This is a genomic window from Mesorhizobium sp. Root695 (assembly GCF_001428185.1).
Taxonomy (GTDB): domain Bacteria; phylum Pseudomonadota; class Alphaproteobacteria; order Rhizobiales; family Rhizobiaceae; genus Mesorhizobium.
Genome location: NZ_LMHO01000013.1, coordinates 63,876 through 88,129, shown reverse-complemented (window position 1 = coordinate 88,129; position 24,254 = coordinate 63,876). Strand labels below are relative to the sequence as shown.

Genomic DNA, 24,254 nt, shown 5'->3' with positions numbered 1-24,254 from the left:
GGAGCCATAGCGGAGGGCAGCCCCGCCGCCCCCCACCCGGACCTTTGGTCCGACCTCCCCACAAGGCGGAGGTAGAAGGCCGTCGATCAAATCGCAGCGGTAATAATAATCTCGACCAGGTATTCCGGTCCGGCGAGCTTTGCTTCGCCGGTGGCGCGGGCCGGTGTGTTGCCTTGCGGCACCCACTTGTCCCACTCCGCGTTCATCTCGGCAAAGGTGCTCATGTCGGCCAGCCAGATGATCGCCTGCAGGATCTTGGTCTTGTCGGAGCCGGCCTTGGCCAGCAGTTCGTCGACAGCCGCCAGAATGTCCCTGGTTTGCGAAGCGACGTTGCCGGTCGGCTTACCAACCTGACCGGCCAGATAGACGGTATCTCCGTGAATGACGATCTGGCTCATGCGCGGGCCGACATCGATGCGACGAATGCTCATTGGATGGTTCCTTCTGTGGCGGTTGCGCCTCTTTAGAGTTGCGGCCGGCTTCGGGCAAGGTCGCCAGGTCGAATCCCCTTGGGCCAAGGGCATACGATATCCACACGGCAAGTTGACCCGCCAGCCGCAATTCCGGCGGATTGGCTTGTTGACTAATGTAATAACATCACATATCCAATCGGCCGCTGCCCGCAGCCAGTTTTCGCCGCCCCACGGATCGCAGAATGACAAACACCTGCCTCACATTCCGCGACCTGACGCTTGGGTACGGCAGCCATCCTGCAATCCATCATCTCGACGGCACTATCCGCAAGGGCTCGCTGACGGCTGTCGTCGGCGCCAACGGCTCCGGCAAATCGACGCTGATGAAAGGTATCGTCGGCGTCCTGAAGCCGATGGCCGGCGAGGTTATCCGCGCCCCCGGCGTTCGCGCCGCCTATCTGCCGCAGCAATCGGAGCTCGACCGCTCCTTTCCGGCACGGGTGGTGGATCTGGTTTCGCTCGGCCTATGGCCACGGCGCGGCCTGCTTGGCCGCTACACCAAGGAAGATCGCGATGACGTCAGCAAGGCGCTGATGGCGGTCGGCCTCGGCGGCTTCGAGAAGCGGCCGATCGACACGCTTTCGGGCGGCCAATTGCAGCGCACACTGTTTGCGCGTGTCCTGTTGCAGGACGCCGACCTCATCCTGCTCGACGAACCCTTCAATGCCGTCGACGCCAAGACGGTCGGCGACCTTATTGCCCTGATCAAGCGCTGGCATGGCGAGGAACGCACCATCATGGTGGTCGTCCATGATCTGGATCTGGTGCGCCAGAATTTCCCCGAAACACTGCTTCTCGCCCGCCAGCCAATTGCATGGGGCGAAACCAGGGAAACGCTGAAGCCTGAAAACCTGTTGCGCGCCCGCCGCTTCCATGAAGCCTGGGAAGAGAATGCACCCTGGTGCGAGCCGGATGAGCACGCTCATGGTCACGATCACGACCATCATGGCCATGACCATCACCACGGCGTCGGACCGAGGGCCGCCTGATGGATACGCTTTACGGTCTTTTCATCGCGCCCTTCGCCGATTTCGGCTTCATGCAGCGGGCCCTGATCGGTTCGCTGATGCTGTCGCTTGGGGCCTGCCCGATCGGCGTCTTCCTGATGCTGCGACGCATGAGCCTGTCGGGCGATGCCATGGCGCATGCCATCCTGCCCGGTGCAGCCGCCGGCTTCCTGTTCTATGGGCTGGAAATCCTGCCGATGACCATCGGCGGCCTGATCGCCGGCGTCATCGTCGCGCTCGGCGCCGGCGCCGTCTCGCGCTTCACCATCCAGCGCGAGGACGCCTCGATGGCGGCGTTCTACCTGATTTCGCTCGCCATCGGCGTGCTGATGGTGTCGATCCGGGGCTCCAGCGTCGATCTCATGCATGTGCTGTTCGGCACCGTGCTGGCGCTTAACGATGAAGCACTGACGCTGATCGGCGGCATCGTCACGGTGACACTGGTCAGCCTTGCCATCTTCTGGCGGGCGCTGGTCGCCGAATGCCTCGACCCGCTGTTCCTGCGCTCGGTCAGCCGGCTCGGCAGTCCGGTGCATTTCATCTTCCTCGGCCTCGTCGTGCTCAACCTCGTCGGCGGCTTCCAGGCACTCGGCACGCTACTGTCAGTCGGACTGATGATGCTGCCGGCCGCCGCCGCCCGCTTCTGGACGGTGCGCGTCGAGCCGATGTGCGTGCTGGCGGTGCTGATCGGCTTTGCGTCCTGCGTCGCCGGGCTGCTTCTGTCCTATCACGCGTCGCTGCCATCCGGCCCGGCGATCATCCTGTCGGCCGGCGTCGTCTATTTCGCCTCGATCCTGTTTGGCACGCGCGGCATTCTGCGCGCGCGCATCATCCACCACCGTCACAGAACGGCCTGATCCCCCGCCCCTAAAAGGAGACCCGTCCATGCTGAAATCGATCCAGGCCGCCTTGGCGATGAGCGTTATAACATTAACCGCCTTTGGCGCGTCGTCGGCCTACGCGGCACCGCTGAAAGTGGTCGCCAGCTTCACCGTCATTGCCGATTTCGCCAAGAATGTCGGCGGCGACCGTATCGACGTCACCACCATCGTGGGGCCGGATGGCGACGCCCATGTCTACGAGCCGAGCCCGGCCGATGCGGTGGCCATGGCCAAGGCCGATATCGTGCTGGTCAACGGCCTGCATTTCGAAGGTTTCTTGCAGCGGCTGGTCGATGCCAGCGCCACCAAGGCCTCGATCATCACCTTGACAAAGGGCGTGACGCCAATCGATTTCAAGCCTGAATTCGCTGACGCCGACGCGGCCGAAGGTGCCGGCACCGCCGGCGGCAAGACGGTCACCGATCCGCACGCCTTCCAGTCGATCGCCAATGCCAGGATCTATGTGAACAACATCGCCGAAGCCTTCTGCGCGGCCGATTCGGAAGGCTGCGTCAGCTATCAGACCAATGCCGCCGCCTACACCAAGAAGCTCGACGCGGTCGAAGGTCAAGTGAAGGCGGCGATCGCCTCGATCCCGCAGGAGAAGCGCGTGGTCATCACCTCGCACGACGCCTTCGGCTATTTCGAACACGCATACGGCCTGACCTTCCTCGCCCCGCAAGGCATCTCGACCGATTCCGAACCGTCCGCCGCCGACGTCGCCAAGCTGGTTGCCCAAGTGAAACAGGACAAGGCGGCTGCGATCTTCGTCGAGAACATCACCAACCCGCGCCTGATCGAGCAGATCGCCAGCGAAACCGGGATCAAGGTGGGCGGCACGCTCTATTCGGATGCGCTGTCGCAGCCCGACGGTCCGGCTGCTACCTATATCGACATGATGCACAACAACATCCGTCAGATTAAAGGCGCCATTCTCGGCAGCTAATTGGTCAACACCTACCGCCCGGCCGGGCGGAGATAGCCCGGCCGGATTTTCCGCTGGAAATGTATATCTGCGCTATAGTCGGTCCGCACCTCAGTTCGAAAGCCGGCTCTCCATGACAGATTTCACCCCGTTCCAGTCGCTGTTTGGCGGCGCTCTCATCGGCCTGTCGGCTGTGCTGCTGATGGCTTTTCATGGCCGGATTGCCGGGATGACCGTCATCCTTACCGGAATCCTTCCGCCGCTTGCGCCTGATTGGCAATGGCGGGCCGCTTTTCTCGTTGGTGCGGTGGCGGCGCCGCTTCTGTTCATCACCATCGGCGGGCAGATCGCCTTCAGCGTGCCCGTTTCAACGCTGGCACTTGCCGTCGGCGGGTTCCTGGTCGGCCTCGGCGTGCATTTCGGCAGCGGCTGCCCGAGCGGGCACGGCATTTGCGGCATAGCGCGTCTGTCGCCACGCTCGATCGTGGCGGTCGCGACCTTCATGGTCAACGCCTTCGCCACCGTCTTCATCATCCGCCACGTGATCGGAGGCTGAGAGCATGAACAAGCTCGTCTCGGCATTCCTGATCGGCGGGGTTTTCGGCCTTGGCATCGCCATTTCCGGCATGGTCAATCCAGCAAAAGTACTGAACTTCTTCGATATTGCCGGCACATGGGATCCGAGTCTGATCTTCGTCATGGGTGGCGGCCTTGCGGTCGCCTTCGTCGGCTATCGGCTCGTATTCGGTCGGCGCAAGACGCCGGTGTTCGAAACCGCCTTCGCACTGCCGACAAAGCGGGTCATCGACACGGAACTGGTTGGCGGCGCCGCTGTCTTCGGTATCGGCTGGGGCATTGCCGGCTTCTGTCCCGGCGGAGCCATCCCTGCCCTTGGCCTTGGCTATTCGGCGACGGCGTTCTTCGTCGCGGCGGTGATTGCTGGCATCATGGTGGCACGCTTCGCCAGGGCAAGGCTCGCTCAACCGGCTGCGGCATAGGATTCGTGTTGCCGGCCACGTCAGGGAATGGCAAGATTCCCGTCAAATCAGATTGCGAGGACACTACCATGGAATACCGCGAAATCAGCGAGTACTATTCGGTCTCGGGCCAGATCCAGCCGGAAGACGTCACCGCCATCAAGGAAGCCGGCTTCAAGAGCGTGATCTGCAACCGGCCCGATGACGAACAGCCCGGCCAGCCTTCGGCCGACATCGTCAAGGCAGCGGTCGAAGCCGCGGGCCTCGCCTTCCGCTACATCCCCGTCATCAGCGGCCAGATCACAGCCGAGAATGTCGGGGATCAGGCCGAGGCGCTGGATGAGCTCGACGGCCCGGTGTTCGCCTATTGCCGCTCCGGCGCCCGCTGCACCAATCTCTATGGGCTGATCCAGCAGTCGAAGGATTAGATCAGCCCAAGGTCAAATCGGGAGCGCGCCGGTTTCCTTCAGCGTTTCCAGCACGATCGCTGTCTTCACATGCTGCACGGATTCGTGCGGCAGGAGCACGCCGTTGACGAATTCCGACAGCGACTTCAGGTCGGGCGTCACCACTTTCAGGATGTAATCCATCTCACCGGTCAGCGCGTGCGCTTCCTGCACCTCGGGCAGCCGCGCCACCAGTTCGCCGAAGCGCTGTGCATTGTCGCGGTTGTGAGTGGCCAACGTCACCGAGATGACGTTGACCAGGGAAAACCCGAGCTTGTCGCGGTCGAGAACGGCGCGATAGCCCTTGATAAAGCCGTCCTCCTCCAGCCGCTGGCGGCGGCGCGAGCATTGCGACGCCGACAGGTTCACCCGCTCCGAAAGATCGTTGTTGGTTAGCCGCGCATCACCCTGCAACAGCGCCATTATCTTGCGGTCGAACTGATCAATACGCGTCCCATCCATGGCCTTATCTCATATCATGCACGTTTCACGCATGACATCATCATTTCAAGCGTTTGAATGCAAGCACCATGCACCCCGTCTGCGCTATGATGGCATCAAATGGCCTTTTCAGGCCAAGCCAGTTTCCGGAGGAATGCCATGGGTCCCTTCCCGCACGACGCCCCGCCGGCCAAGATCAGCAAGGACAACCCGGCCGGCACTGATGGGTTCGAGTTCGTCGAGTTCGCGCATCCGGAGCCGGCGAAACTGGCCGAACTGTTCACCCGCATGGGCTATGTCGCGGTGGCCAAGCACCGCACGAAGGACGTCACCATCTGGCGCCAGGGCGACATCAACTATGTCGTCAACGCCGAGCCCGGCTCGCATGCGATGAAATTCGTCGACAAGCACGGCCCCTGCGCCGCCTCCATGGCTTGGCGGGTGGTCGACGCCAAGCACGCTTTCGATCATGCCGTTGCCAAGGGCGCCACGCCTTACGAAGGCGCCGACAAGGTGCTCGACGTGCCGGCGATCGTCGGCATCGGCGGCTCGCTGCTCTATTTCATCGAAACCTATGGCAAGAAGGGCTCGGCCTATGATGCCGAGTTCGAGTGGCTGGGCGCGCGCGACCCGCGGCCGGAAGGCGTCGGCTTCTATTATCTCGATCACCTGACCCACAATGTCTATCGCGGCCAGATGGACAAATGGTGGGATTTCTACCGCAATCTGTTCGGTTTCAAACAGATCCATTTCTTCGACATTGACGGCAAGATTACCGGCCTGGTGAGCCGCGCCATCACCTCGCCCTGCGGCAAGATCCGCATTCCGCTGAACGAGTCCAAGGACGAGACCAGCCAGATCGCCGAGTATCTGAAGAAGTACAATGGCGAGGGCATCCAGCACATCGCTGTCGGAACCGACGAGATCTATGCCGCTACCGACAGGCTGGCCGAAAACGGGCTGAAGTTCATGCCCGGCCCGCCGGAAACCTACTACGACATGTCGTATGACAGGGTGAATGGCCACGACGAACCGATCGAGCGGATGAAGAAGCACGGCATCCTGATCGACGGCGAAGGCGTCGTCGACGGCGGCATGACCAAGATCCTGCTGCAGATTTTTTCGAAGACCGTGATCGGCCCGATCTTCTTCGAATTCATCCAGCGCAAGGGCGACGAAGGCTTTGGCGAGGGCAATTTCCGCGCGCTGTTCGAATCGATCGAGCAGGATCAGATCAAGCGCGGGGTGATCAAGGTTCAAGCGGCGGAGTAGGCTTCAGGTCGAGCGGATAGCGCATGACCCATCTTCGGGTCATGCGCGAAATCAGATTTCTAGCCCCAACCGCTCGACCTCTTCTTTCCTCAGCTTCAAATCATAATCGAGCAGGAACTCGTCGAGTTGCGGCGGCTTGACTGACGTGCCCGAGAGCATGGCGTGCACTTGGCCGCGATGATGGATGTCGTGCAGGAAGACGTGGGCGAGGATGTCGCCAATCCGCTCGGGGATCATGCCGTCCTCACGCCGGTCGGTGATAACCTGCCGGTCGAGATCAGCCTCCGATAGCCTATCGCAAAAGGCGATCAGCCGCCGGTCGGCTGCGACCTGGGCGGCAAACAACGCCCCCGGCTCGTCGAATGACACGAAGTCGTCATGGGCGGCAGCACCGAGACCACCCTCTTCGAGAAAATCGAGATAGAGAAGATCGACCGCAAGGATGTGGTTGAGCGTCGCCTTGATCGACGGGAAGAAGCTGATACGCGCGGCCTCGACCTCGCCGGGCCGAAGGGACAACACCGCGCGGCAGAGCCGGGCATTCGACCAGAGATTGTTGCCGGCCATACGGCGCAGATGGTCAAGCAGGTTCACGAGATCATCCCCCTGCCCGCACCAGATGCAAACCTGCCCCCATAATCGCGAATCCGGCGAGAACGATCAACAGCAGCCCGTTCATGCGTCGCCGCATGGCTTGCGTCTCCTCATCCCGCGCGACATTCATGTTGGTGAGGGTGTGGAACATCATCGCCTTGCGCGGGAAGCCGCTGCGGTTGGTCAGGTCGGGCGAGCGCGCCTCGATGCGGTAGCTCAGCCGGATCGCCTGGATGAAGACCGCCAGTATGGCGAGCGCCCAGACACCGGCCAGCAGATAGACTGCGTCCCCCGTCATGCCCCTACCTCTCGTATTTTTCGACCTTCTGCTCGATGGCGCCGAAGATCGAATGCCCAGCTTTGTCCTTCATCTCGATGCGTACTGTGTCGCCGAAGCGCAGGAACGGCGTTTTGGGTTCGCCTGATACAATGGTCTCGATCATACGCAGTTCGGCGATGCAGGAGTAGCCGGCGCCACCGGCCGAGACAGGTTTGCCCGACCCGCCGTCGAGCTTGTTGGACACGGTCCCCGAGCCGATGATCGTGCCGGCGGCCAATGGCCGTGTCCTCGCGGCATGAACGATCAGCGCCGGAAAATCGAAGGTCATGTCGACGCCGGCATTGGCCCGGCCGAACGGCTTGCCATTGAGATCGGCGAGCAGCGGCAGGCTGACCTTGCCGCCGTCCCATGCGTCGCCCAGTTCGTCCGGCGTGACCGCGACAGGCGAAAACGCCGAGGACGGCTTTGACTGGAAAAACCCGAAACCCTTGGCCAGCTCCGGCCCGGTGAGCGCGCGCAGCGTGACGTCGTTGACCAGCATCACCAGCCGGATCGCGGCACGCGCTTCATCGAGGCTTGCGCCCATCGGCACATCGTCGACGACAACAGCGACTTCGCCTTCCATGTCGATGCCGAAAGCCTCGTCGGCCATGCGGATCGGGTCGCGCGGCGGAATGAAGGCGTCCGAACCGCCCTGGTAGATGAGCGGCTCGGTCCAGAAGCTCGCCGGCATCTCGGCGCCGCGCGCTTTGCGCACCAGCTCGACATGGTTCACATAGGCCGAGCCGTCAGCCCATTGATAGGCACGCGGCAGCGGCGAATGGGCGTCATGCTCGTGGAAGCGCTCCGCCGGCATCGCATTGTTCTCCAGCGATTCCGCTATTGTCGCGAGGTGCGGGGCAATGCGGCGCCAGTCGTCGAGCGCCGCCTGCAGCGTGCGTACCAGGAACGAGGCGTCGGTGAAGCGTGTCATGTCGCGCGAGACGACGACGAGTTTTCCGTCGCGCGTCCCGTCCTTCAATGTGGCAAGCTTCATGCGGTTTCCTCTCCTTGTGCAGCTTTCCCGCCGCTTTGGTTTTTTGTCTTGCGCACGATCTTTTCCGAAAACCGGTTCCCACTTTTCGCTGACGCGGTCCTTCGGTTCGGGATCATGCTAGCTTCACAACAAGGCCGTCGCGGGCGATCGTCAAGTCGCCGGCCCACGTTTTCCTGACAGCGGCGATCCAGTCGGCCTCGCCGATCCCGGGATCGTCGGCCGGAATGAGGTGATTGAGCACCAGTCTCTTGACGCCGGCATCGCCGGCGATGCTCCCGGCCTCTTCGGCAAAGCTGTGGCTGGCGAGCAGATGGTCTTTCAGCCGCGCCCCGTTGCCGGTCTTGGCCACCAGCCGCTCGATGCCTTCTTCCAGCATGGCCTCGTGGACCAGGATATCCGCGCTCCGGGCAAAATCGGCGAGCGGCGGAAAGCAGGCCGTATCGGCGGAGAAAACCACGCTTTTCCCGCTGTGCTCGAAGCGCAGCGCAAAACAGTCGGTCACCGGCGGATGCTCGACGCGCAGCGCCGAAACGGTCAAGCCGCCCCGCTCGACCACCTGGCCTTCGCCGAATTCGACGATCGAAACCAGCTCACGAATATCCGGCCTGCCCTCATCGACGATGCGGATCTCGATGTCGAACTCCATCGCCTGGCAAAAGCGCCGCCAATAATGATCCGTGCCGGGCGGGCCGAACACGCCGATGGGCGTCGCCAGACCCGCCGTCCAGGCGGTGTGGATCAACGGCCCCAGTTCCAGCACATGGTCGGAATGCAAATGCGTGATGAAGATCAGGTCGAGCGCCTTCAGGCTGATGCCGGCATCGACCAGACCACGCGTCACGCCAAGTCCGCAGTCGACAACGACCGTACGGCCGCCGATCTGCAGCAGCGACGAACTCGGCCATGGACCACCTGGCCGCAGCGCAGGGCCACCCTTCGAGCCCAAAATCACCAGCCGATCCGGCATTGGCTCGCCGCTCAAGACCAGTCGCCCTCGGGCGTGCCGTTGAAACGCTTCTTCAGGTCCGCCCAGCAGTCTATGTAATTGTCCTGCCGGGTTTCGAGTTCGGCGCCGTAGCGGGTCAACATCTGCGGAAATCGCGTCTCGAACATGAAGGCCATGGTGTTGTCGAGCTTGACCGGTTTCAGGTCCGTGCGCGAGGCCTTTTCGAAGCCAGGCGCATCCGGTCCATGGGCCAGCATCAGATTGTGCAGGCTGATGCCGCCAGGAACAAAACCTTCTTCCTTGGCGTCATACTGGCCGTGGATCAGGCCCATTAACTCGCTCATGATGTTGCGGTGGTACCAGGGCGGCCGGAACGTATCTTCGGCCACCAGCCAGCGCGGTGGGAAGATGACGAAATCGATGTTGGCGGTACCCTCCTCGCCGCTCGGTGCCGTCAGCACCGTGAAGATCGACGGATCGGGATGGTCGAACAGCAGCGCTCCGACAGGCGAAAACGTCGCCAGATCATATTTGTAGGGCGCGTAATTGCCGTGCCAGGCAACGACATCCAGCGGCGAATGGCCGATTTCGGTGACATGGAAATTGCCGCACCATTTCACTGTCAGCCGACAAGGCGTTTCCTTCTCCTCGAACCAGGCGCAAGGCGTCTTGAAATCGCGCGGATTGGCCAGGCAATTGGCGCCGATCGGGCCGCGGTCGGGCAGCGTCAGCTTGGCGCCGTAGTTCTCGCAGACATAGCCGCGCACTTGCGGGTCGACCAACTCGACCTTGAAGACCAGACCGCGCGGCAGCACGGCGATCTCGCCTGGCCGAAGCTCAATGACGCCCATCTCGGTCACGAAGCGCAAAGCGCCGACCTGCGGTACTACCAGCAACTCGCCGTCGGCGTTGAAGAAATGATCATCAACCATCGAGCGGTTGGCGACATAGATGTGTGCTGCCATGCCCGTCTGCCCGAGCACGTCGCCGGCGGTGGTGATGCTGCGCATGCCGGCGATGAAGTCGGTCGGCTCCTTCGGCATCGGCACCGGATTCCAACGATACTGGCCAAGCGCCAGTTCATGATCGCCGACATTGGGTGCGCTCTTCCACAGCGGATAGTTTGCCGGTTTGAAGCGGCCGGTGTGCTTGACGCTCGGCCGGATCCGGTAGAGCCAGGAGCGCTCATTGGTGCCGCGCGGGGCAGTGAAAGGTGAGCCCGAAAGCTGCTCGGCGTAGAGCCCGTAGGCCGGCCGCTGCGGCGAGTTCCGTCCTTGTGGCAGCGAACCGGGCAGCGTCTCGGTTTCGAAGTCGTTGCCGAAACCCGGCATGTAGGAAAAGGCCATTGCTTCCTCCCGGAATGGATCTCAATTGACCAAACTGGTTTCATCTGTAACCATCGAAAATGTAACCATCAATGGCGGCTTTGAGAAAATGGCGATCAAGAGCGAAGCGTCCGACGCGCCTGAAATTCTCAATCTGGAAAATTTTCTGCCCTACCGGCTCTACCGGCTTGCCGACGCCGTCAGCCGCGAATTCTCCCGGATTTACAAGGACAGCCATGGCCTGACGCGGCCGGAATGGCGAACCCTTTCCGGGCTGGGCCAGCACGGCACCATGACGGCGTCTACGATCGGCGAGCAATCGGCCATGCACAAGACCAAGGTGTCGCGCGCCGTGGCTGAACTCGAACGGCGGCGCTGGCTCACCCGAAGCCCGGATGAGAAAGACCGCCGTGTAGAACACCTGACACTGACCAGGGCGGGGCTTACCGCCTACCGTGAAATGGTGCCGCTGGCGAAGGCGTTCGAGCGGGAGTTGCTGTCGAAATTGAGCGTCGGCGAACGCGGAGCGATCGCCGACGGACTGGCCGCACTCGAAAAGAACCTTGGCCAGAACTAGGACTGGTGGCTACCAGTCCATGACCACCTTGCCGGAACTGCCGCTGCGCATGGCATCGAAACCGGCCTGGAAGTCGTCGATGCCGATGCGGTGCGTGATAAGCCCGGAAACATCGAGCGGGCCCTGCACCAGCGCGATCATCTTGTACCAGGTCTCGAACATCTCGCGGCCGTAGATGCCCTTGAGATGCAGCATCTTGAAGATGACCTTGTTCCAGTCGATCTCGAAGCCGGTCGGCGCGATGCCCAGAATGGCAATCTTGCCGCCATTGTTCATGGTGTCGATCATGTCGCGGAAGGCGGGTGCGGCGCCCGACATTTCGAGGCCGACATCAAAGCCTTCGGTCATGCCGAGCGCCGGCATGACGTCGCGCAGCTTTTCCTTGGACGCATCGACGACATGCTGGACGCCGAGCTTTTTCGCCAATGCCAGCCGCACCGGGTTGATGTCGGTGATGACTACTTTTCGCGCGCCGACGCACTGCGCGACGAGCGCGCCCATGATGCCGATCGGTCCGGCGCCCGTGACAAGCACGTCCTCGCCAACCAGATCGAAGGACAATGCCGTGTGGACTGCATTGCCCAAGGGATCGAAGATGGCGGCGATCTCGTCCGGGACGTCGTCAGGGATCGGCACGACATTGTGCTGCGGGATCGCCAGATACTCGCCGAAGGCGCCGGGCCGGTTGACGCCGACGCCAAGCGTGTTGCGGCATAGATGCCCTCGCCCCGCGCGACAGTTGCGGCAATGGCCGCAGACGATGTGGCCTTCGCCCGACACGCGCTGGCCGACCTTGTATTCCGTCACCGCCGCGCCGAAATCGGCGACCGTTCCGACGAATTCATGGCCGGTCACCATCGGCACCGGCACCGTCTTTTGCGCCCACTGGTCCCAATTGTAGATATGGACGTCGGTGCCGCAGATCGCTGTCTTCTTGATCTTGATCAGCACGTCGTTGGGGCCGATTTCCGGCACCGGCACCTCTTCCATCCAGATGCCCGGTTCGGCCTTGGCCTTCACCAACGCCTTCATCATGTTCGACATGCTTTTGTCCCTTGAATCTCTTGATCCGGAATCGCTTTTCGATTCCGGCCTGTCAGGAAATGACCCCGAGTTCGCGCCCGACGGCGGCAAACGCTTCCACCGCGCGGTCGATGTCGGCGCTGGAATGCGCCGCCGACATCTGCGTGCGGATGCGCGCCTGGCCCTTGGGCACCACCGGGAAGGAAAAGCCGATGACATAGATGCCGCGCTTCAGCATGCGCGCAGCCATCTCCTGCGCCAGGCTCGCATCGCCCAGCATCACTGGAATGATCGGATGGTCGGCTCCGGCCAGCGTGAAGCCGAGTTTGCCCATCTGCGACCGGAACCGCGCCGCATTGGCATAGAGACGCTCGCGCATGGCATCGCCATTGCGGATCAGTTCGAACACCTTGATCGAAGCGCCGGCAATCGCAGGCATCAGCGTGTTGGAAAAGAGATAAGGCCGCGAGCGCTGGCGCAGCCACTCGACCACCTGCCTCTTGCCCGAAGTGTAGCCGCCGGAGGCGCCGCCAAGCGCCTTGCCGAGCGTCCCGGTGATGATGTCGACCCTGCCTTCGACGCCGCAATGCTCGGCCGAGCCGCGGCCGTCCTGGCCGACGAAGCCGACCGCATGGCTGTCGTCGACCATCACCATAGCGTCGTATTTCTCGGCGAGGTCACAAACACCCCTAAGATTGGCGATGATGCCATCCATCGAAAACACCCCATCGGTGGCGATCAGCCGGAAGCGGCAGTCCTTGGCTTCCTTCAGGCGCGCCTCGAGGTCGGCCATGTCGTTGTTGGCGTAGCGGAAGCGTTTGGCCTTCGACAGCCGCACGCCGTCGATGATCGAGGCATGGTTCAGCGCATCGGAAATGATCGCATCTTCCTCGCCGAGCAGCGTCTCGAACAGGCCGCCATTGGCGTCGAAGCAGGAGCCGTAAAGGATGGTGTCTTCCAGGCCGAGGAAAGATGAAATCGTGGCCTCGAGCTGCTTGTGCTCTTCTTGCGTGCCGCAGATGAAGCGCACCGATGCCATGCCGTAGCCATAGCGATCAAGCGCCTGGCTGGCCGCCGCGCGCAGGTCGGCGCTGTCGGCAAGGCCGAGATAGTTGTTGGCGCAGAAGTTGAGCACCTTCTGCCCGGCGACCTCGATCTCGGCAGACTGGGTCGAAGAGATCACCCGCTCGGATTTGTAGAGGCCGGCCGATTTGAGCCCGGCGAGCTCGCTGTCGATGTGGGAGAGGAATGCTGCGGTCATGATCTGGCCTCGTTTGACGTGGACCGACTGTCGTCTCGTCCGCGCGAAAAATCCATCGCAAAAACGACCGGATTGGTGGCAAGCGGCCCGATGTGGCCTCGATGTGGATTGTCTTGCGACCGCGCAAGCGAGGCCACGACAAATGCGGCTGGCTGACGACCGCTCAAATGTCGGTACGGCGCTAAACGAGCCGATAACCATTTCGCGATCTTTCCACGGCTCCCCCTTGCCGGCCGGCTGTCGATTTCCGGTCCTGTTAACGTTTGCAGATCAATGGTGCTCATACAGGAATCCGTTGGCGAGAGGGCCGCCCCCGAAAATGTCGCAGCAGCCGGTGCAAACCGTTTCACGCAAGCTCGTACTGCTGATCAAGGCTGGCTATTGGCTGGCCCTGCTGATCATTGCGGCCATGGTGATAGCCTCCTTTATCCTGCTGCAGCAGACGATGGCCACCCAGCAGCACAACCACACCTTGCTCGACATTGTCAGCACGCAAAAGACGCTGTCGCAGCGCATCGTCTTCCTTGCCAGTGCAACGGGTGCTGGTTCGCGCGACAAGCAGCCGGCGCTGGTCAGCGCGCTCAAGCAGGCAACGGCGGAGTTCGAGACGAACTACAATTTGCTGCTCGAGCAGACGGGAGCCGATCCGCAATCGCCGGCCAAGCTCGACCCGAAGTCGATCGAGAGCGTGCTTTTCGCCAAGCCGTTCCACCTCGATTACTTCTCGGTCGGGCTGATCGCCAATGGCGACCGCCTGATCTCAGCCTATGAATCGCAATTCACCGGCAATGGCGGCTACAAGGGTGGCGACGAACGGGTCAATCTCGATGCTTCTGTCGCCAACGCGACCCTGTCGGGCTACGCCGCGCTTGGCCAGCGCATCGGCGCCAATGCCGACGGGCGCTCCGAAAAGCTGCTCGCCCTCCACCGCACGCTGTTCTACGCCACCCTCGGCGTCATCATACTGGTGGCGCTCTTCATCTTCAGGCCGATGTCGAACGCCATCCTGCGCAAGACGCATGAGCTGATCGACGCGCGCAATTCCATGGCCTTTATCGCCGTGCATGACGGCCTCACCGGCCTGCACAACCGCACGTTCCTGACCGATCATTTCGACACGCTGATCAAGGGCACGCACCGGCGTCGCGAACGCCTTGCCGTCGTCCAGCTCGACCTCGACCGGTTCAAGCAGATCAACGATACGCTTGGCCACGCCGCCGGCGACTATGTGCTGGTCGTCACGGCGCAGCGCATGCGCGATTCCTGCCGGGCGTCGGATCTGTGCGTGCGCCTGGGCGGCGACGAATTCGTCATGATCCTTGGCGGCGCCGGCGGCACCGAAGACATCAACATGCTTGCCCGGCGCATCCTGGCGCACATCAACGAGCCGATCGTCTTCCAGGGCACGACCATTCTCCCAGGCGCCAGCGCCGGCATCGCCGTCTATCCGATCGACGCCGACAATGCCCAGGATCTGCTGGTCCACGCCGATCTGGCACTCTATTCCGCCAAGAAGCTGGGCGGCGGCAACTTCTCCTTCTTCTCCGAAGAGTTGCGCCGCGAACTCGACTATCGCAAGCAGCTCGAGCACGACATCAAGGTCGCCATCGCGGAGCGGGCCTTCCAGGTCTATTTCCAGCCGCAGGTCTCGCTGAGCAACGGCACGATCAGCGGCATCGAGGCGCTGGTGCGCTGGAACCATGCCGAGCGCGGCATGATCCCACCCGGCGAATTCATTCCGGTCGCCGAGAAGTGCGGCTTCATGCCCGAGATCGGCCGCATCGTCATCACCAAGGCGATCAACGAGGCGGCCGAATGGAACCGCGCCGGGATTGCCTTCGGGCGACTTGCCGTCAATGTTTCCGGTACCGAACTGCGCGAGCACGATTTCGATGCGTTTTTGTTCGAGACGCTGGAAAGGGCCGGGCTGCCGGCGCAGAAACTGTCGCTGGAAATCGTCGAATCCGTCATCCTCGACGACGAGAAGACGGGCATCGCGGCAAAGCTGCGCCAAATCAGGGCAGCCGGCGTCCATCTCGAACTCGATGATTTCGGCACCGGCTATGCCTCGCTCAGCCATGTCAACCCGAACGAGATCGACCGGCTGAAGATCGATCGCCGCTTCGTCCAGAACATCCATGAGAATGGCGACAACTCGAAGATCGTGCGCGCCATCACCGAGCTGGCGCGTGGCCTTGGTATCTCGATCGTTGCCGAGGGCGCCGAAACCGAGGCCGAGCTCGATTCGCTGATGGCGATCGGCTGCGACCAGGTGCAGGGTTATTCCATCGCCTTCCCGATGCCGCACGACAAGGCGCTGGAATGGCTGACCGCCCGCATGCCGAAGAAGGCCAAGCTGACGGTGCTGCAGGGGAGCCTGGCGTAGACGCGACCGAGTCCGCCTTGACAAGTGGCCATCGAACTGGCGACCGACGAAGCTGACCAATTTGATCACCGCGCTGAAGCTGCGCCATTACACCTTTGGAACAATCCAGGGCTACGACGACTGAGCCGATGATCGGGAGCGCGCTCCCTACCCTCCCACATTGCCCCGCAGCGCCGCCAGCACCTGGGCGAACTCCGCCAGACGCTCGTCGGACAGCCCGACCCGCAGCCGCTTGTCGAAGGCAAGCGCGGCCTTGCGCAATGTCTCGAACATCGCTTCTCCGGCCGCAGTCAATTCGACCAGATGAACCCGGCGGTTGACGGGATCGCGGCGACGCGTCAGCAGGCCCTGCGCCTCCATCGCGTTGAGATGGTGGGTCAGTGTCGCTCCCTGGATGCCGATCATGCCAGCAAGCTCGCGCTGATTGGCCAGGTTGCTCGACTTGACCGACAGCAATGTAAGCCAGACCGGCAATGTACCACCGGCCTCGACCAGGGCAGCGTCGAAAGCCTGGGCAACCAGCTTGGCGGTTCGGCCAAGATTCATACCGACTGGCGGGCGTTCAAAAGGCGTCATGCATGGACACTAGACGGTGTTCTCCACGGATGGAACTGGCTCCAGCTTACGCATTGACATCTAATCATTCGACATCTAACTATATCGGTAGTGGCGGACGCGAGAGGAGATCCGGTCATGCAGTATGTCTACATCGTCGTTATCGGCCTTCATGTCATGGCCGGCGTTTTCTGGGCAGGCACCACGATTACGCTGGCGCGCGACCCCGATATCCGGGCCGAACGCTTCATCCAGCCGCAGATGGGCGCGGCCGGCATGGTTTTCCCGACCGGAGCGCTGCTCTGGTACTTTTTCCACGGCGCCTATTTCGGCTCGATGGAAATGGTGCTCGCGCTTGGCATCCTGGCCGCTTTGGCCGCCGCCGGCGTGCTCGGCGCCATGGTCAGGGCGCCCAGCAGACGACTTGCCGGTGCGAATGCGGAAACCGAGACGCAACTGCGCGCCAGAATGGCGACGGGCGAACGCATTGCCGCCTGGTTGCTGGTCGTCACGGTGCTGTGCATGGCTGTCGCCAGGATGGTCTGAGGCGCAGCAAAACCTCACGGAATCGTACGTTGTCTGGCGACAAGCCAATGACGTGCGGGCGCGCGGCCGGACCGAAGTACACGGGCTCTCGTACGCAGGTCCGACCGCGCGCCACCAATTCTCGCGAATGACGAAGTTCAGATCCGCAAGCCGAACCTGATGCCGTCATAAATGGCGGCATGGATGTTGCGCGAGGCGACCGCGTCGCCAATGCGGAACATTACGAAGCTGCCTTGCGGATTGCGGGCCGGAAAGATGTCGCCACCGCTCACCAGACGCTCATAGTCGACCGCGCCGCCATTCTTCGATAGCGGCTTCAGCGAGAGGTAGAGATCATCAAGCGGGAGCGTGCCGTGCTCGACCACCACCTGGTCGACCCTGCGCTCGCCGCGCCAGCCATCGGCGAAATCCGAGGCCAGTTCAGCGATCAACTGGTTGCCCTCGCGCCGCACCGAACGCAGCCGTGTGTTGATGGTGATGGTGACGCCCTTTTCCTGGAAGGCGCGCATGTAAGGCACATGGTTCATGCCGCCCATTTCCGGGGCAAAGAAGCGCTCCGGCGAAACAAGTTCGAGTTTCGAGCCGGCATTGGCGATCAATTCGGCCGCGCCCATGCCCTGATGGCCGCCATTGTCGTCATAAAGCAGCACATTTTCGGCCGGCTTGACGCTGCCGGCCATGATGTCCCAGCTTGAGGTGACCAGATTGTCGCCCGCCGTCAGCGGCGGGTTCTGCGGCAATCCGCCGGTGGCGACCACCACCACATCTGGCGACAGCGCCAGAACGTCGTCCTTCTCCGCCCAGGTGTCGTAGCGGATCTCGACGCCGAGCCGGTCGAGCTCGGAAAGCCGCCAGTCGATGATGCCTATCAACTCCTTGCGGCGCGGGTTCTGCGTTGCCAGCCGAATTTGGCCGCCGGCCTGGCTCGACGCTTCAAGCACCGTCACCTTGTGGCCTCTCTCGGCCGCGATCCGCGCCACCTCCAGTCCGCCGGCGCCGGCGCCGACGACGATGATTTTCTGCTTCGGCCCTTCTGTCTCGACGATGATGTGCGGGATATCGGCCTCGCGGCCGGTCGCCGCATTGTGGACGCACAGCGCTTCACCGCCTTCATAGATGCGGTCGAGACAATAGGTGGCGCCCACACATGGGCGTATCTCGTGCTCGCGGCCCTCCATCACCTTTTTCATGATGTGCGGATCGGCGATGTGGGCGCGGGTCATGCCGACCATGTCGAGCTTGCCGGTGGCGATGGCGTGGCGCGCGGTGGCGACGTCGGAAATGCGCGCCGCATGAAAGGTCGGGAATTTCGTCGCCGCCCTCACCTCGCCGGCGAAATCGAGATGCGGCGAAGAGCGCATGCCGGTCACCGGTATGACCTTGGTCAGCGCCGCATCGCTCTCTATCGAACCGCGGATGATGTTGAGGAAATCGACCTTGCCCGAGCCGGCCAGCCGCGTCGCGATCTCGATGCCCTCCGCCTTCGACAGGCCCTGTTCGAAATCTTCGTCGGCGACCATGCGGATGCCGACGACGAATTTGTCGCCGACCGCCGCGCGCACGGCCTCGAGCACCATGTTGGTGAAGCGCAGGCGGTTGTCGAGCGAACCGCCGAACTCGTCGTCGCGCTGGTTGGTGGCCGGCGACCAGAAGCCGTCGATCAGATGGCCGTAGGCCTCGAACTCGATGCCGTCGAGGCCGGCGGCATGGCAGCGCTGGGCGGCAGAAGCATAGTCGGCAACGATGCGCTCGATGTCCCAGTCCTCGATCGTCTTGGGAAAAGCACGATGCGCCGGCTCGCGCACCGGCGAGGCCGAGAGCACCGGCAGCCAGTCGGCCTTGTTCCAGCCGGTGCGGCGGCCGAGATGGGTGATCTGGATCATCACCTTGCAGTCGTGCTCGTGGCAGGCGTCGGCGAGCTCCGCCAGCCACGGCACGATCCTGTCGTCATAGACATGCAAATTGCCGAAGGCAGCCGGACTGTCGCGCGAGACGATCGCCGATCCGGCGGTCATGGTCAGCGCCATGCCGCCCTTGGCCTTCTCGGCATGGTAGAGCCGATAGCGCTGTTTCGGCATGCCTTCCTCGGAATAGGCCGGCTCATGGCTGGTCGACATGACCCGGTTCTTCAGCGTCAGATGTTTGAGCTGATAGGGCTGGAGAAGCGGATCGTTGGAGGTCATCGTCTTCCTGCTGTTTCAAATTGTGCTGAAGCAGCGTGCGCTGCTTCAGATCTAATTTTAATCATCGGATTCATCCGAAAACCGCTGCGCACTTTTCGGTCCGATGCTAATGAGCGGCAAAATCGAACGAGGCCACCGCCCATGACCGTGACAAAAGACCTTACCCAACTCGGCACAAGGGTCGAGACGCCACAGAGCCCCGAAGCAGCGGTCCTGGAAACCGTGCCGTTTGCCCGCGGCGACGGGCCGCCAGCGATCGTGCGCTTCGTCTGCCCGGAATTCACCTCGCTGTGCCCGGTCACCGGCCAGCCGGATTTCGCCCACATCGTCATCGACTACGCACCTGACGCGGCTCTGGTGGAATCGAAGTCGCTCAAGCTGTTCATGACCTCGTTTCGCAATCACGGCGCTTTCCATGAAGAATGCACCGTCATGATCGGCCGCCGCATTGTGGCGGCAACCAAGCCGCTGTGGTTGCGCATAGGCGGCTATTGGTATCCGCGCGGCGGCATTCCGATCGACGTGTTCTGGCAGACAGGTGCTCCGCCGGAAGGCAGCTGGCTGCCCGACACCGGGGTCGCGCCCTATCGCGGGCGCGGGTGAACTCGCCGATCATTCGCACTGATATTGGCTGAGTGCCCATTCGCCGGTCACCGACAACAGGTCCGTGATCTTCCACTCGCCGTCGACCTTCTTGAATTTCCACTCCAGCCGGTGCGGATTGCCTGAGATGACGAAGGCGACGATGACCTTGGCCTGGTCGCCGTTGACCGCCTCCAGCGTCTTCAGGCTCTTGTCGATCTCGGCCTTGTCATAGTCCGCATTGTCTAGCGCCATGTTGGGGTCGAGGCACTCGCCCTGCCCGGACTTGCGCAAGGCGTCGCTCTTGTCGAGCACGGTTTTCGCCGGATCGATGAAATGGCTGCGCTCTGACGGATCGATCTCCAGCCCGACCTGATCGTAAAACGGCCGCACCACCGCTGTCGGCGAACCCGGCTGGATCGGTGCGGCTGGCGCGGCTTCGGCTGGCGACCATCCAACCGGGGGCGTTGCCGGTTCCACCCCGGTTCCGGGCGCATTTGCAGGCGGCGCCCCGCTGTCGGCCGGCGTAGCGTCAGCCGGGGCGTTTGCCGGCGGCGCACCCAACAGACCTTGGGCGTCGGCACCGCTCAGACCCACCGCCAGCAGGCACATGGTCGACAGTGCCAGGAACGGGCGACGAGCCATCGCATCACTCCGGTGTCTGGCCGGCCATGCATTCCAGCGCGCTGAGCTTCCAGTCGCTGGTCTTGGAGGCGATGTCCGATATCTTCCACTGGCCGTCGATCTTCTTGAGCGACCAGACCATTTCACGTTTGGAATCGTCGCCTTCCGAAAAAAGGCTGAAGGTCGCGGTAACCTCTGCGTTGTCGCCATCTAGCTTCTCAGACAATTTGAGCGTTCTCGAGACGGTCTTCTGATCGAAATCCTGGGCATCAAGACCAGGATCGAAGTCGATGCAGGCAACCTCGTCCGGGTTCTTTTTCGTTGCCTGGTCGTTCAGGTCGAACAGTTTCGTCACCGGCTCGGTGAACCGATCCCGATATTGTTCGTCGGCCTCGAACTTGACCGCCGGCACATAGAAGAACTTCACGGCGTTGGACGCCGGTCCGGCGACGGCGGTCGCCGGCAAGGCTATCGAAAGGGCGGCAGCGAGCAATGTCAGTCTCATGCAGGATCTCCGGCTTTTGACGGCTTGGGCCAATCAATACCACGTATCCTGCATATCGGCTTTTTTGCGGCTCATGAAGTCCTGCAGCGCCTTGCTTTCAGGCGTCCAGCCAGACGTTCTGGAGATCCATCTCGAACGTCTGATGGACACCGTAGTTCTTCACCTTCTTGTTCATGTGGCTGAAGAGCTTCTGCCAGAACGGCTGAACAATGACGCCCGAATCCTGCAGGATCTGCTCGACATCCTTCATCACCTCCTTGCGCTTGGCCACGTCGATCAGCGAAAGAGCCTGCTTGAGCTTGGCGTCGAAATCGGGATTGGAGTATGCGGATTCATTCCACGCCTCGCCGGTGCGGTAGCCAAGCGCCAGCACCTGGACACCGAGCGGACGCATGTACCAGATCGTCATGGAATAGGGATATTTCGTCCAGTCGTTCCAGAAAGTCGAACCCGGCAGCACCGTACGCTTGACCTTGATGCCGGCATCGCGCAACTGGCCGGCGATGGCGTCGCCGGTGTTCTTCTGCCAGTCGTCTTCGATGGTGATCAGTTCATGCTCGAAGTCGGCCTGTCCGGCTTCCGCCATCAGTTTCTTGGCGCCGGCCGCGTCGCGTGTCTTCTTGGGCAGCGGATAGTATTCAGGGTGGATCGGGGCGACATGGTGGTTTTCACCAGGGGTGCCTCGCCCGGCATAGCCGAGTTCTAGAACCGCGTTGTTGTCGACGGCCATCTGCAGAGCGTTGCGCACCCGCTGGTCGTCATAGGGCTTGTGGGTGATGTTGGTGCGGGCAACGAGTGTCGTCGCTGTCGCGACCTCGGATTTCTCCAGGCCCATCTTGTCGAGAATATCGATGAAGTCGGCGGGCGACTCGAAATTGAGGTCGATCTCGCCGGAATCGAAAGCATTCACCGTAGCGTTGAAATCCGTGCCGTAGTCGATGAATTCGACACTGTCGAGTGGCGCTTCACCGCCCCACCATTTGCCATTCTCACGACGCTTGACGACAGCCTTCTGGCCGACATCGTAGGAGACCAATTCGAACGCTCCCGTGCCGATCGGCTTCTTGATCGGATCGGCGCCATCGGCATCGAAGTTGCGGTGAACGACAAGAGCCGGATAGTCGGTGAAGTTCGGGATCAGCGAAATGTCAGGTTCGCTGAGTTTCAGCTTGACCGTGTTGTCGTCGACCTTGGTAATCGCGCCGTCCCTGGCTTTGCCGGTCTTTGCGTCGATCAGCGCGCCGACACGTGCGGCCATCGAATTGCCGGCGACGCCTTTCTCGCACCAGCGCGTCAGATTGTAGGCGACGTCATCGGCGTTGAAAGCGTCGCCGTTGTTCCATGTGATGCCCTTGCGCACATGCAGCACATATTCGGTGGCGTCGTCGTTGATATCCCAGCTTTCGAGCAGGACCGGCTCGAATGTGAATTGCCTGGTGTAGCGGACAAGCGGCTCCAGCCAGCAGCGCGAAATGTTCGCAAGCTCCACCCAGTCGTAAGTGCGCGGATCCTTCTGTCCCTTCACCGACATCGAGACGCGCAGCGTTCCGCCTTTCTTCGGTTCTTCGGCCAAGGCCCGATCCGGCGCGGCAAGGCCGATCATGCCATAGGCAAGCGCCGTCGATGCGCCGAAGGCGCTTGCCAGCGCCAGGAACTCGCGTCGGTCCATGCGGCCCGCACGTGCGTCTTGCGCCATCGCCTCGATAGCGCTCGGCACGCGATCGCCACTGCTTCTGAAGAATGTCATTTTTTCCTCCGCTTCTTTCGCATTGTTCGATACGTGGCGTTGATCGCCCTTCTCGGATGTTCAGTACCAGGCGTCCGCCATCTCAAGCTTCTTACGGCCCATGAAGTCCTGCAGTGCCTCGTCTATGTCAGGGTCCAGCGGCGGTGCCTGGTATTCGGCCAGCGCCTTCTTCCAGCGCCGGTTGGCGCGAATGGCGGCATCTTCCGATCCGGCAGCCTCCCACTTCTCGTAAGGTTCGTTGTCGGCGATCTCGGAATCCCAGAAGGCTGTCTCGTAGTTGGCCAAGGTATGGGCCGAACCGAAGAAATGGCTGCCGGGACCAACCTCCCTGAAGGCGTCGAGCGCCAACTGGTTGTCGTCGATCTTCACCCCGTCGAGATAGGTGTGCAGCGCGCCGCAGAAATCGGCGTCCATAACGAATTTTTCGTAGGACATCGACAGGAGGCCGTCGAGGAAGCCGGCCGAATGCAGAATGAAGTTGGCGCCGCAATGCACAGCCGCCAGCATCGACATGGTGCCTTCGTTCATGGCCTGTGCGTCGGGCAGCTTCGAGGTGGTGAAATTGCCGGAGCAGCGCAACGGCAGCTTCAGCCGCCGTGCCAGTTGCCCGATGACCATCGAGCCGATCGCCGGTTCCGGCGTGCCGAAGGTGGGCGAGCCCGAACGCAGCGACATCGAGGATAGGAAATTGCCGAAAATGACCGGCGCGCCGGGCCGTTCAAGCTGGGTCAGCGCGCAGCCGGCCATGGTTTCGGCGAGCGACTGGGCGATGGCGCCGGCATTGGTCACCGGGCCCATGGCGCCGCCAAGGATGAACGGCACGATGACAGCCGCCTGGTTGGCGCGAGCATAGGCACGCAGCGCCGTCGTCATCGTCGCGTCCCAGACCAGCGGCGAATTGACGTTGACATTGCCGAGGATGACGCAGTTCTTGTCGACAAAATCACGGCCGAAGACGATGCGCGCCATGTCGATCGAATCCTCGGCGCGGCTCTCTGCCGTCACCGAGCCCATGAAGCCTCGATCGGAATATTTGATGTGGCTGTAGACCATGTCGAGATGGCGCTTGTTGACCGGCACATCGACCGGCTCGCAGATGGTGCCGCCGGAATGGTGCAGCCAGGGTGAGGACTGCGCTAGCTTCACGAAGTTGCGGAAATCCTCGATCGTGCCGTAGCGGCGGCCCTTGTCGATATCCATGACGAAGGGTGAGCCGTAGGCCGGCGAGAAGACGACGCTTTTGCCACCGATCTCGACCGAATTGGCCGGATTGCGCGCATGCTGGGTGAAGCTCGCGGGCGCCGTCTTGAGAATCTCGCGCAGCATGCCCGGCTCGAACTTGACCAGAGCGCCGTCGATGGACGCCCCTGCCCGCTTCCAGTGCGCCAGGGCCACTGGGTCGTCGCGGAACTCGATGCCGATCTCGGCCAGGATCCGGTCGGCGGTCGCCTCGATACGAAGCAGGTTCTCTTCCGACAGGATGTCGTAGGTCGGGATGTTGCGCACGATGTAGGGCCGGCTGAGCCCTTCCGAGCCGTGCGAACGCAGTTCACGCCGGGCGATGCGGCCACCGCCGCGCTCACGCCGCTTGGCGGGTTCGATTGTCGTCTCGGCGGCCGGTGCGTTCATGGAGCCTCCATCTTGTTCCTGAGGACAATCTAC

General features: G+C 62.2%; 26 protein-coding genes. 11 read left to right on the top strand and 15 right to left on the bottom strand.

Annotated features, from left to right (window positions below; translation table 11 throughout):
• Positions 1 to 86: 86 nt before the first annotated feature.
• Complete coding sequence (locus ASD99_RS15510) at positions 87 to 431, bottom strand: RidA family protein (RefSeq protein WP_056593903.1); 345 nt, start codon at positions 429 to 431, stop codon at positions 87 to 89.
• A 224-nt stretch (positions 432 to 655) separates the two neighbouring features.
• On the opposite strand from ASD99_RS15510, the gene aztA reads away from it, so the two are divergent.
• From aztA to ASD99_RS15480, 6 genes are all read left to right on the top strand, one after another.
• Positions 656 to 1,462, top strand: a complete 807-nt coding sequence (gene aztA / locus ASD99_RS15505; protein WP_056593899.1) for a zinc ABC transporter ATP-binding protein AztA — start codon at positions 656 to 658, stop codon at positions 1,460 to 1,462.
• Complete coding sequence (aztB, locus tag ASD99_RS15500; RefSeq protein ID WP_056593894.1) at positions 1,462 to 2,337, top strand: zinc ABC transporter permease AztB; 876 nt, start codon at positions 1,462 to 1,464, stop codon at positions 2,335 to 2,337. Before aztA ends, aztB begins: the two co-directional genes overlap by 1 nt.
• Before the next feature lie 28 nt (positions 2,338 to 2,365).
• Complete coding sequence (aztC, locus tag ASD99_RS15495) at positions 2,366 to 3,307, top strand: zinc ABC transporter substrate-binding protein AztC (protein WP_057144178.1); 942 nt, start codon at positions 2,366 to 2,368, stop codon at positions 3,305 to 3,307.
• Between the two features lie 112 nt (positions 3,308 to 3,419).
• Positions 3,420 to 3,842 carry a YeeE/YedE family protein gene (locus ASD99_RS15490; RefSeq protein ID WP_057144177.1) on the top strand — a complete coding sequence of 141 codons (423 nt, stop codon included), beginning with the start codon at positions 3,420 to 3,422 and terminating at the stop codon, positions 3,840 to 3,842.
• A gap of 4 nt (positions 3,843 to 3,846) precedes the next feature.
• Positions 3,847 to 4,284 (top strand): DUF6691 family protein, encoded by a 438-nt coding sequence (locus ASD99_RS15485; protein ID WP_057144176.1) that lies wholly within the window; start codon positions 3,847 to 3,849, stop codon positions 4,282 to 4,284.
• Positions 4,285 to 4,352: 68 nt separating this feature from the next.
• Positions 4,353 to 4,691, top strand: a complete 339-nt coding sequence (locus tag ASD99_RS15480; RefSeq protein WP_056593883.1) for a TIGR01244 family sulfur transferase — start codon at positions 4,353 to 4,355, stop codon at positions 4,689 to 4,691.
• 12 nt (positions 4,692 to 4,703) lie between these two features.
• On the opposite strand, the gene ASD99_RS15475 is transcribed toward ASD99_RS15480, so the two are convergent.
• Positions 4,704 to 5,171, bottom strand: a complete 468-nt coding sequence (locus tag ASD99_RS15475) for an Lrp/AsnC family transcriptional regulator (RefSeq protein WP_056593880.1) — start codon at positions 5,169 to 5,171, stop codon at positions 4,704 to 4,706.
• Between the two features lie 138 nt (positions 5,172 to 5,309).
• Here ASD99_RS15475 and hppD point away from each other — a divergent pair, with 138 nt between their 5' ends.
• Complete coding sequence (hppD, locus tag ASD99_RS15470; protein ID WP_057144175.1) at positions 5,310 to 6,422, top strand: 4-hydroxyphenylpyruvate dioxygenase; 1,113 nt, start codon at positions 5,310 to 5,312, stop codon at positions 6,420 to 6,422.
• A gap of 51 nt (positions 6,423 to 6,473) precedes the next feature.
• Here the strand turns inward: hppD and ASD99_RS15465 are convergent, their stop codons facing one another.
• From ASD99_RS15465 to hmgA, 5 genes are all read right to left on the bottom strand, one after another.
• Positions 6,474 to 7,016, bottom strand: coding sequence for a DinB family protein (locus tag ASD99_RS15465; protein ID WP_057144174.1), 543 nt, complete (start codon positions 7,014 to 7,016; stop codon positions 6,474 to 6,476).
• Positions 7,017 to 7,020: 4 nt separating this feature from the next.
• Entirely contained in the window at positions 7,021 to 7,314 is a 294-nt protein-coding gene (locus ASD99_RS15460; RefSeq protein WP_057144173.1) for a hypothetical protein, read from the bottom strand.
• A 4-nt stretch (positions 7,315 to 7,318) separates the two neighbouring features.
• Complete coding sequence (locus tag ASD99_RS15455) at positions 7,319 to 8,332, bottom strand: fumarylacetoacetate hydrolase family protein (RefSeq protein ID WP_057144172.1); 1,014 nt, start codon at positions 8,330 to 8,332, stop codon at positions 7,319 to 7,321.
• 112 nt (positions 8,333 to 8,444) lie between these two features.
• Positions 8,445 to 9,299, bottom strand: coding sequence for an MBL fold metallo-hydrolase (locus ASD99_RS15450; protein ID WP_057144201.1), 855 nt, complete (start codon positions 9,297 to 9,299; stop codon positions 8,445 to 8,447).
• An 11-nt stretch (positions 9,300 to 9,310) separates the two neighbouring features.
• Complete coding sequence (gene hmgA / locus ASD99_RS15445; RefSeq protein WP_057144171.1) at positions 9,311 to 10,624, bottom strand: homogentisate 1,2-dioxygenase; 1,314 nt, start codon at positions 10,622 to 10,624, stop codon at positions 9,311 to 9,313.
• Positions 10,625 to 10,712: 88 nt separating this feature from the next.
• On the opposite strand from hmgA, the gene ASD99_RS15440 reads away from it, so the two are divergent.
• On the top strand, positions 10,713 to 11,180 hold the full coding sequence (locus ASD99_RS15440) for a MarR family winged helix-turn-helix transcriptional regulator (RefSeq protein ID WP_057144200.1): 468 nt from the start codon (positions 10,713 to 10,715) through the stop codon (positions 11,178 to 11,180).
• 9 nt (positions 11,181 to 11,189) lie between these two features.
• Here ASD99_RS15440 and tdh read toward each other — a convergent pair whose 3' ends face one another.
• Both tdh and ASD99_RS15430 read right to left on the bottom strand, forming a co-directional pair.
• Positions 11,190 to 12,224 carry an L-threonine 3-dehydrogenase gene (tdh, locus tag ASD99_RS15435; protein WP_013532321.1) on the bottom strand — a complete coding sequence of 345 codons (1,035 nt, stop codon included), beginning with the start codon at positions 12,222 to 12,224 and terminating at the stop codon, positions 11,190 to 11,192.
• A gap of 52 nt (positions 12,225 to 12,276) precedes the next feature.
• Positions 12,277 to 13,464 (bottom strand): glycine C-acetyltransferase, encoded by a 1,188-nt coding sequence (locus tag ASD99_RS15430; RefSeq protein WP_057144170.1) that lies wholly within the window; start codon positions 13,462 to 13,464, stop codon positions 12,277 to 12,279.
• 319 nt (positions 13,465 to 13,783) lie between these two features.
• Here ASD99_RS15430 and ASD99_RS15425 point away from each other — a divergent pair, with 319 nt between their 5' ends.
• Entirely contained in the window at positions 13,784 to 15,850 is a 2,067-nt protein-coding gene (locus tag ASD99_RS15425) for a putative bifunctional diguanylate cyclase/phosphodiesterase (RefSeq protein WP_057144169.1), read from the top strand.
• A 147-nt stretch (positions 15,851 to 15,997) separates the two neighbouring features.
• Here ASD99_RS15425 and ASD99_RS15420 read toward each other — a convergent pair whose 3' ends face one another.
• Positions 15,998 to 16,426 carry a MarR family winged helix-turn-helix transcriptional regulator gene (locus tag ASD99_RS15420; protein WP_056593852.1) on the bottom strand — a complete coding sequence of 143 codons (429 nt, stop codon included), beginning with the start codon at positions 16,424 to 16,426 and terminating at the stop codon, positions 15,998 to 16,000.
• A gap of 117 nt (positions 16,427 to 16,543) precedes the next feature.
• Here ASD99_RS15420 and ASD99_RS15415 point away from each other — a divergent pair, with 117 nt between their 5' ends.
• Positions 16,544 to 16,951, top strand: coding sequence for a hypothetical protein (locus ASD99_RS15415; RefSeq protein WP_057144168.1), 408 nt, complete (start codon positions 16,544 to 16,546; stop codon positions 16,949 to 16,951).
• 137 nt (positions 16,952 to 17,088) lie between these two features.
• On the opposite strand, the gene ASD99_RS15410 is transcribed toward ASD99_RS15415, so the two are convergent.
• Entirely contained in the window at positions 17,089 to 19,134 is a 2,046-nt protein-coding gene (locus ASD99_RS15410; protein ID WP_057144167.1) for an NADH:flavin oxidoreductase, read from the bottom strand.
• Positions 19,135 to 19,275: 141 nt separating this feature from the next.
• Between ASD99_RS15410 and queF the strand changes: the two genes are divergently transcribed.
• Complete coding sequence (gene queF, locus ASD99_RS15405; protein WP_056593844.1) at positions 19,276 to 19,737, top strand: preQ(1) synthase; 462 nt, start codon at positions 19,276 to 19,278, stop codon at positions 19,735 to 19,737.
• Between the two features lie 9 nt (positions 19,738 to 19,746).
• Here queF and ASD99_RS15400 read toward each other — a convergent pair whose 3' ends face one another.
• From ASD99_RS15400 to ASD99_RS15385, 4 genes are all read right to left on the bottom strand, one after another.
• Positions 19,747 to 20,361 (bottom strand): hypothetical protein, encoded by a 615-nt coding sequence (locus ASD99_RS15400; RefSeq protein ID WP_056593840.1) that lies wholly within the window; start codon positions 20,359 to 20,361, stop codon positions 19,747 to 19,749.
• A 4-nt stretch (positions 20,362 to 20,365) separates the two neighbouring features.
• A complete protein-coding gene (locus ASD99_RS15395; protein WP_056593837.1) occupies positions 20,366 to 20,845 on the bottom strand; it encodes a DUF3828 domain-containing protein in 480 nt (159 codons plus the stop codon).
• Positions 20,846 to 20,942: 97 nt separating this feature from the next.
• Entirely contained in the window at positions 20,943 to 22,592 is a 1,650-nt protein-coding gene (locus ASD99_RS15390) for an ABC transporter substrate-binding protein (protein ID WP_056593835.1), read from the bottom strand.
• Positions 22,593 to 22,652: 60 nt separating this feature from the next.
• Positions 22,653 to 24,221, bottom strand: a complete 1,569-nt coding sequence (locus ASD99_RS15385; RefSeq protein WP_056593831.1) for a trimethylamine methyltransferase family protein — start codon at positions 24,219 to 24,221, stop codon at positions 22,653 to 22,655.
• Between the last annotated feature and the right edge of the window lie 33 nt (positions 24,222 to 24,254).

What these genes read in the sequence shown, in the direction of transcription:
- ASD99_RS15410 (WP_057144167.1), bottom strand. Translation starts at nt 19,134, where the DNA reads ATGACCTCCAACGATCCGCTTCTCCAGCCCTATCAGCTCAAACATCTG.
- tdh (WP_013532321.1), bottom strand. Translation starts at nt 12,224, where the DNA reads ATGTCGAACATGATGAAGGCGTTGGTGAAGGCCAAGGCCGAACCGGGC.
- ASD99_RS15415 (WP_057144168.1), top strand. Translation starts at nt 16,544, where the DNA reads ATGCAGTATGTCTACATCGTCGTTATCGGCCTTCATGTCATGGCCGGC.
- aztA (WP_056593899.1), top strand. Translation starts at nt 656, where the DNA reads ATGACAAACACCTGCCTCACATTCCGCGACCTGACGCTTGGGTACGGC.
- queF (WP_056593844.1), top strand. Translation starts at nt 19,276, where the DNA reads ATGACCGTGACAAAAGACCTTACCCAACTCGGCACAAGGGTCGAGACG.
- ASD99_RS15440 (WP_057144200.1), top strand. Translation starts at nt 10,713, where the DNA reads ATGGCGATCAAGAGCGAAGCGTCCGACGCGCCTGAAATTCTCAATCTG.
- ASD99_RS15395 (WP_056593837.1), bottom strand. Translation starts at nt 20,845, where the DNA reads ATGAGACTGACATTGCTCGCTGCCGCCCTTTCGATAGCCTTGCCGGCG.
- ASD99_RS15485 (WP_057144176.1), top strand. Translation starts at nt 3,847, where the DNA reads ATGAACAAGCTCGTCTCGGCATTCCTGATCGGCGGGGTTTTCGGCCTT.
- ASD99_RS15430 (WP_057144170.1), bottom strand. Translation starts at nt 13,464, where the DNA reads ATGACCGCAGCATTCCTCTCCCACATCGACAGCGAGCTCGCCGGGCTC.
- ASD99_RS15455 (WP_057144172.1), bottom strand. Translation starts at nt 8,332, where the DNA reads ATGAAGCTTGCCACATTGAAGGACGGGACGCGCGACGGAAAACTCGTC.
- ASD99_RS15420 (WP_056593852.1), bottom strand. Translation starts at nt 16,426, where the DNA reads ATGACGCCTTTTGAACGCCCGCCAGTCGGTATGAATCTTGGCCGAACC.
- ASD99_RS15400 (WP_056593840.1), bottom strand. Translation starts at nt 20,361, where the DNA reads ATGGCTCGTCGCCCGTTCCTGGCACTGTCGACCATGTGCCTGCTGGCG.
- ASD99_RS15460 (WP_057144173.1), bottom strand. Translation starts at nt 7,314, where the DNA reads ATGACGGGGGACGCAGTCTATCTGCTGGCCGGTGTCTGGGCGCTCGCC.
- ASD99_RS15480 (WP_056593883.1), top strand. Translation starts at nt 4,353, where the DNA reads ATGGAATACCGCGAAATCAGCGAGTACTATTCGGTCTCGGGCCAGATC.
- hppD (WP_057144175.1), top strand. Translation starts at nt 5,310, where the DNA reads ATGGGTCCCTTCCCGCACGACGCCCCGCCGGCCAAGATCAGCAAGGAC.
- ASD99_RS15450 (WP_057144201.1), bottom strand. Translation starts at nt 9,299, where the DNA reads ATGCCGGATCGGCTGGTGATTTTGGGCTCGAAGGGTGGCCCTGCGCTG.
- ASD99_RS15385 (WP_056593831.1), bottom strand. Translation starts at nt 24,221, where the DNA reads ATGAACGCACCGGCCGCCGAGACGACAATCGAACCCGCCAAGCGGCGT.
- aztB (WP_056593894.1), top strand. Translation starts at nt 1,462, where the DNA reads ATGGATACGCTTTACGGTCTTTTCATCGCGCCCTTCGCCGATTTCGGC.
- ASD99_RS15390 (WP_056593835.1), bottom strand. Translation starts at nt 22,592, where the DNA reads ATGACATTCTTCAGAAGCAGTGGCGATCGCGTGCCGAGCGCTATCGAG.
- ASD99_RS15425 (WP_057144169.1), top strand. Translation starts at nt 13,784, where the DNA reads ATGTCGCAGCAGCCGGTGCAAACCGTTTCACGCAAGCTCGTACTGCTG.
- ASD99_RS15490 (WP_057144177.1), top strand. Translation starts at nt 3,420, where the DNA reads ATGACAGATTTCACCCCGTTCCAGTCGCTGTTTGGCGGCGCTCTCATC.
- ASD99_RS15475 (WP_056593880.1), bottom strand. Translation starts at nt 5,171, where the DNA reads ATGGATGGGACGCGTATTGATCAGTTCGACCGCAAGATAATGGCGCTG.
- aztC (WP_057144178.1), top strand. Translation starts at nt 2,366, where the DNA reads ATGCTGAAATCGATCCAGGCCGCCTTGGCGATGAGCGTTATAACATTA.
- ASD99_RS15510 (WP_056593903.1), bottom strand. Translation starts at nt 431, where the DNA reads ATGAGCATTCGTCGCATCGATGTCGGCCCGCGCATGAGCCAGATCGTC.
- hmgA (WP_057144171.1), bottom strand. Translation starts at nt 10,624, where the DNA reads ATGGCCTTTTCCTACATGCCGGGTTTCGGCAACGACTTCGAAACCGAG.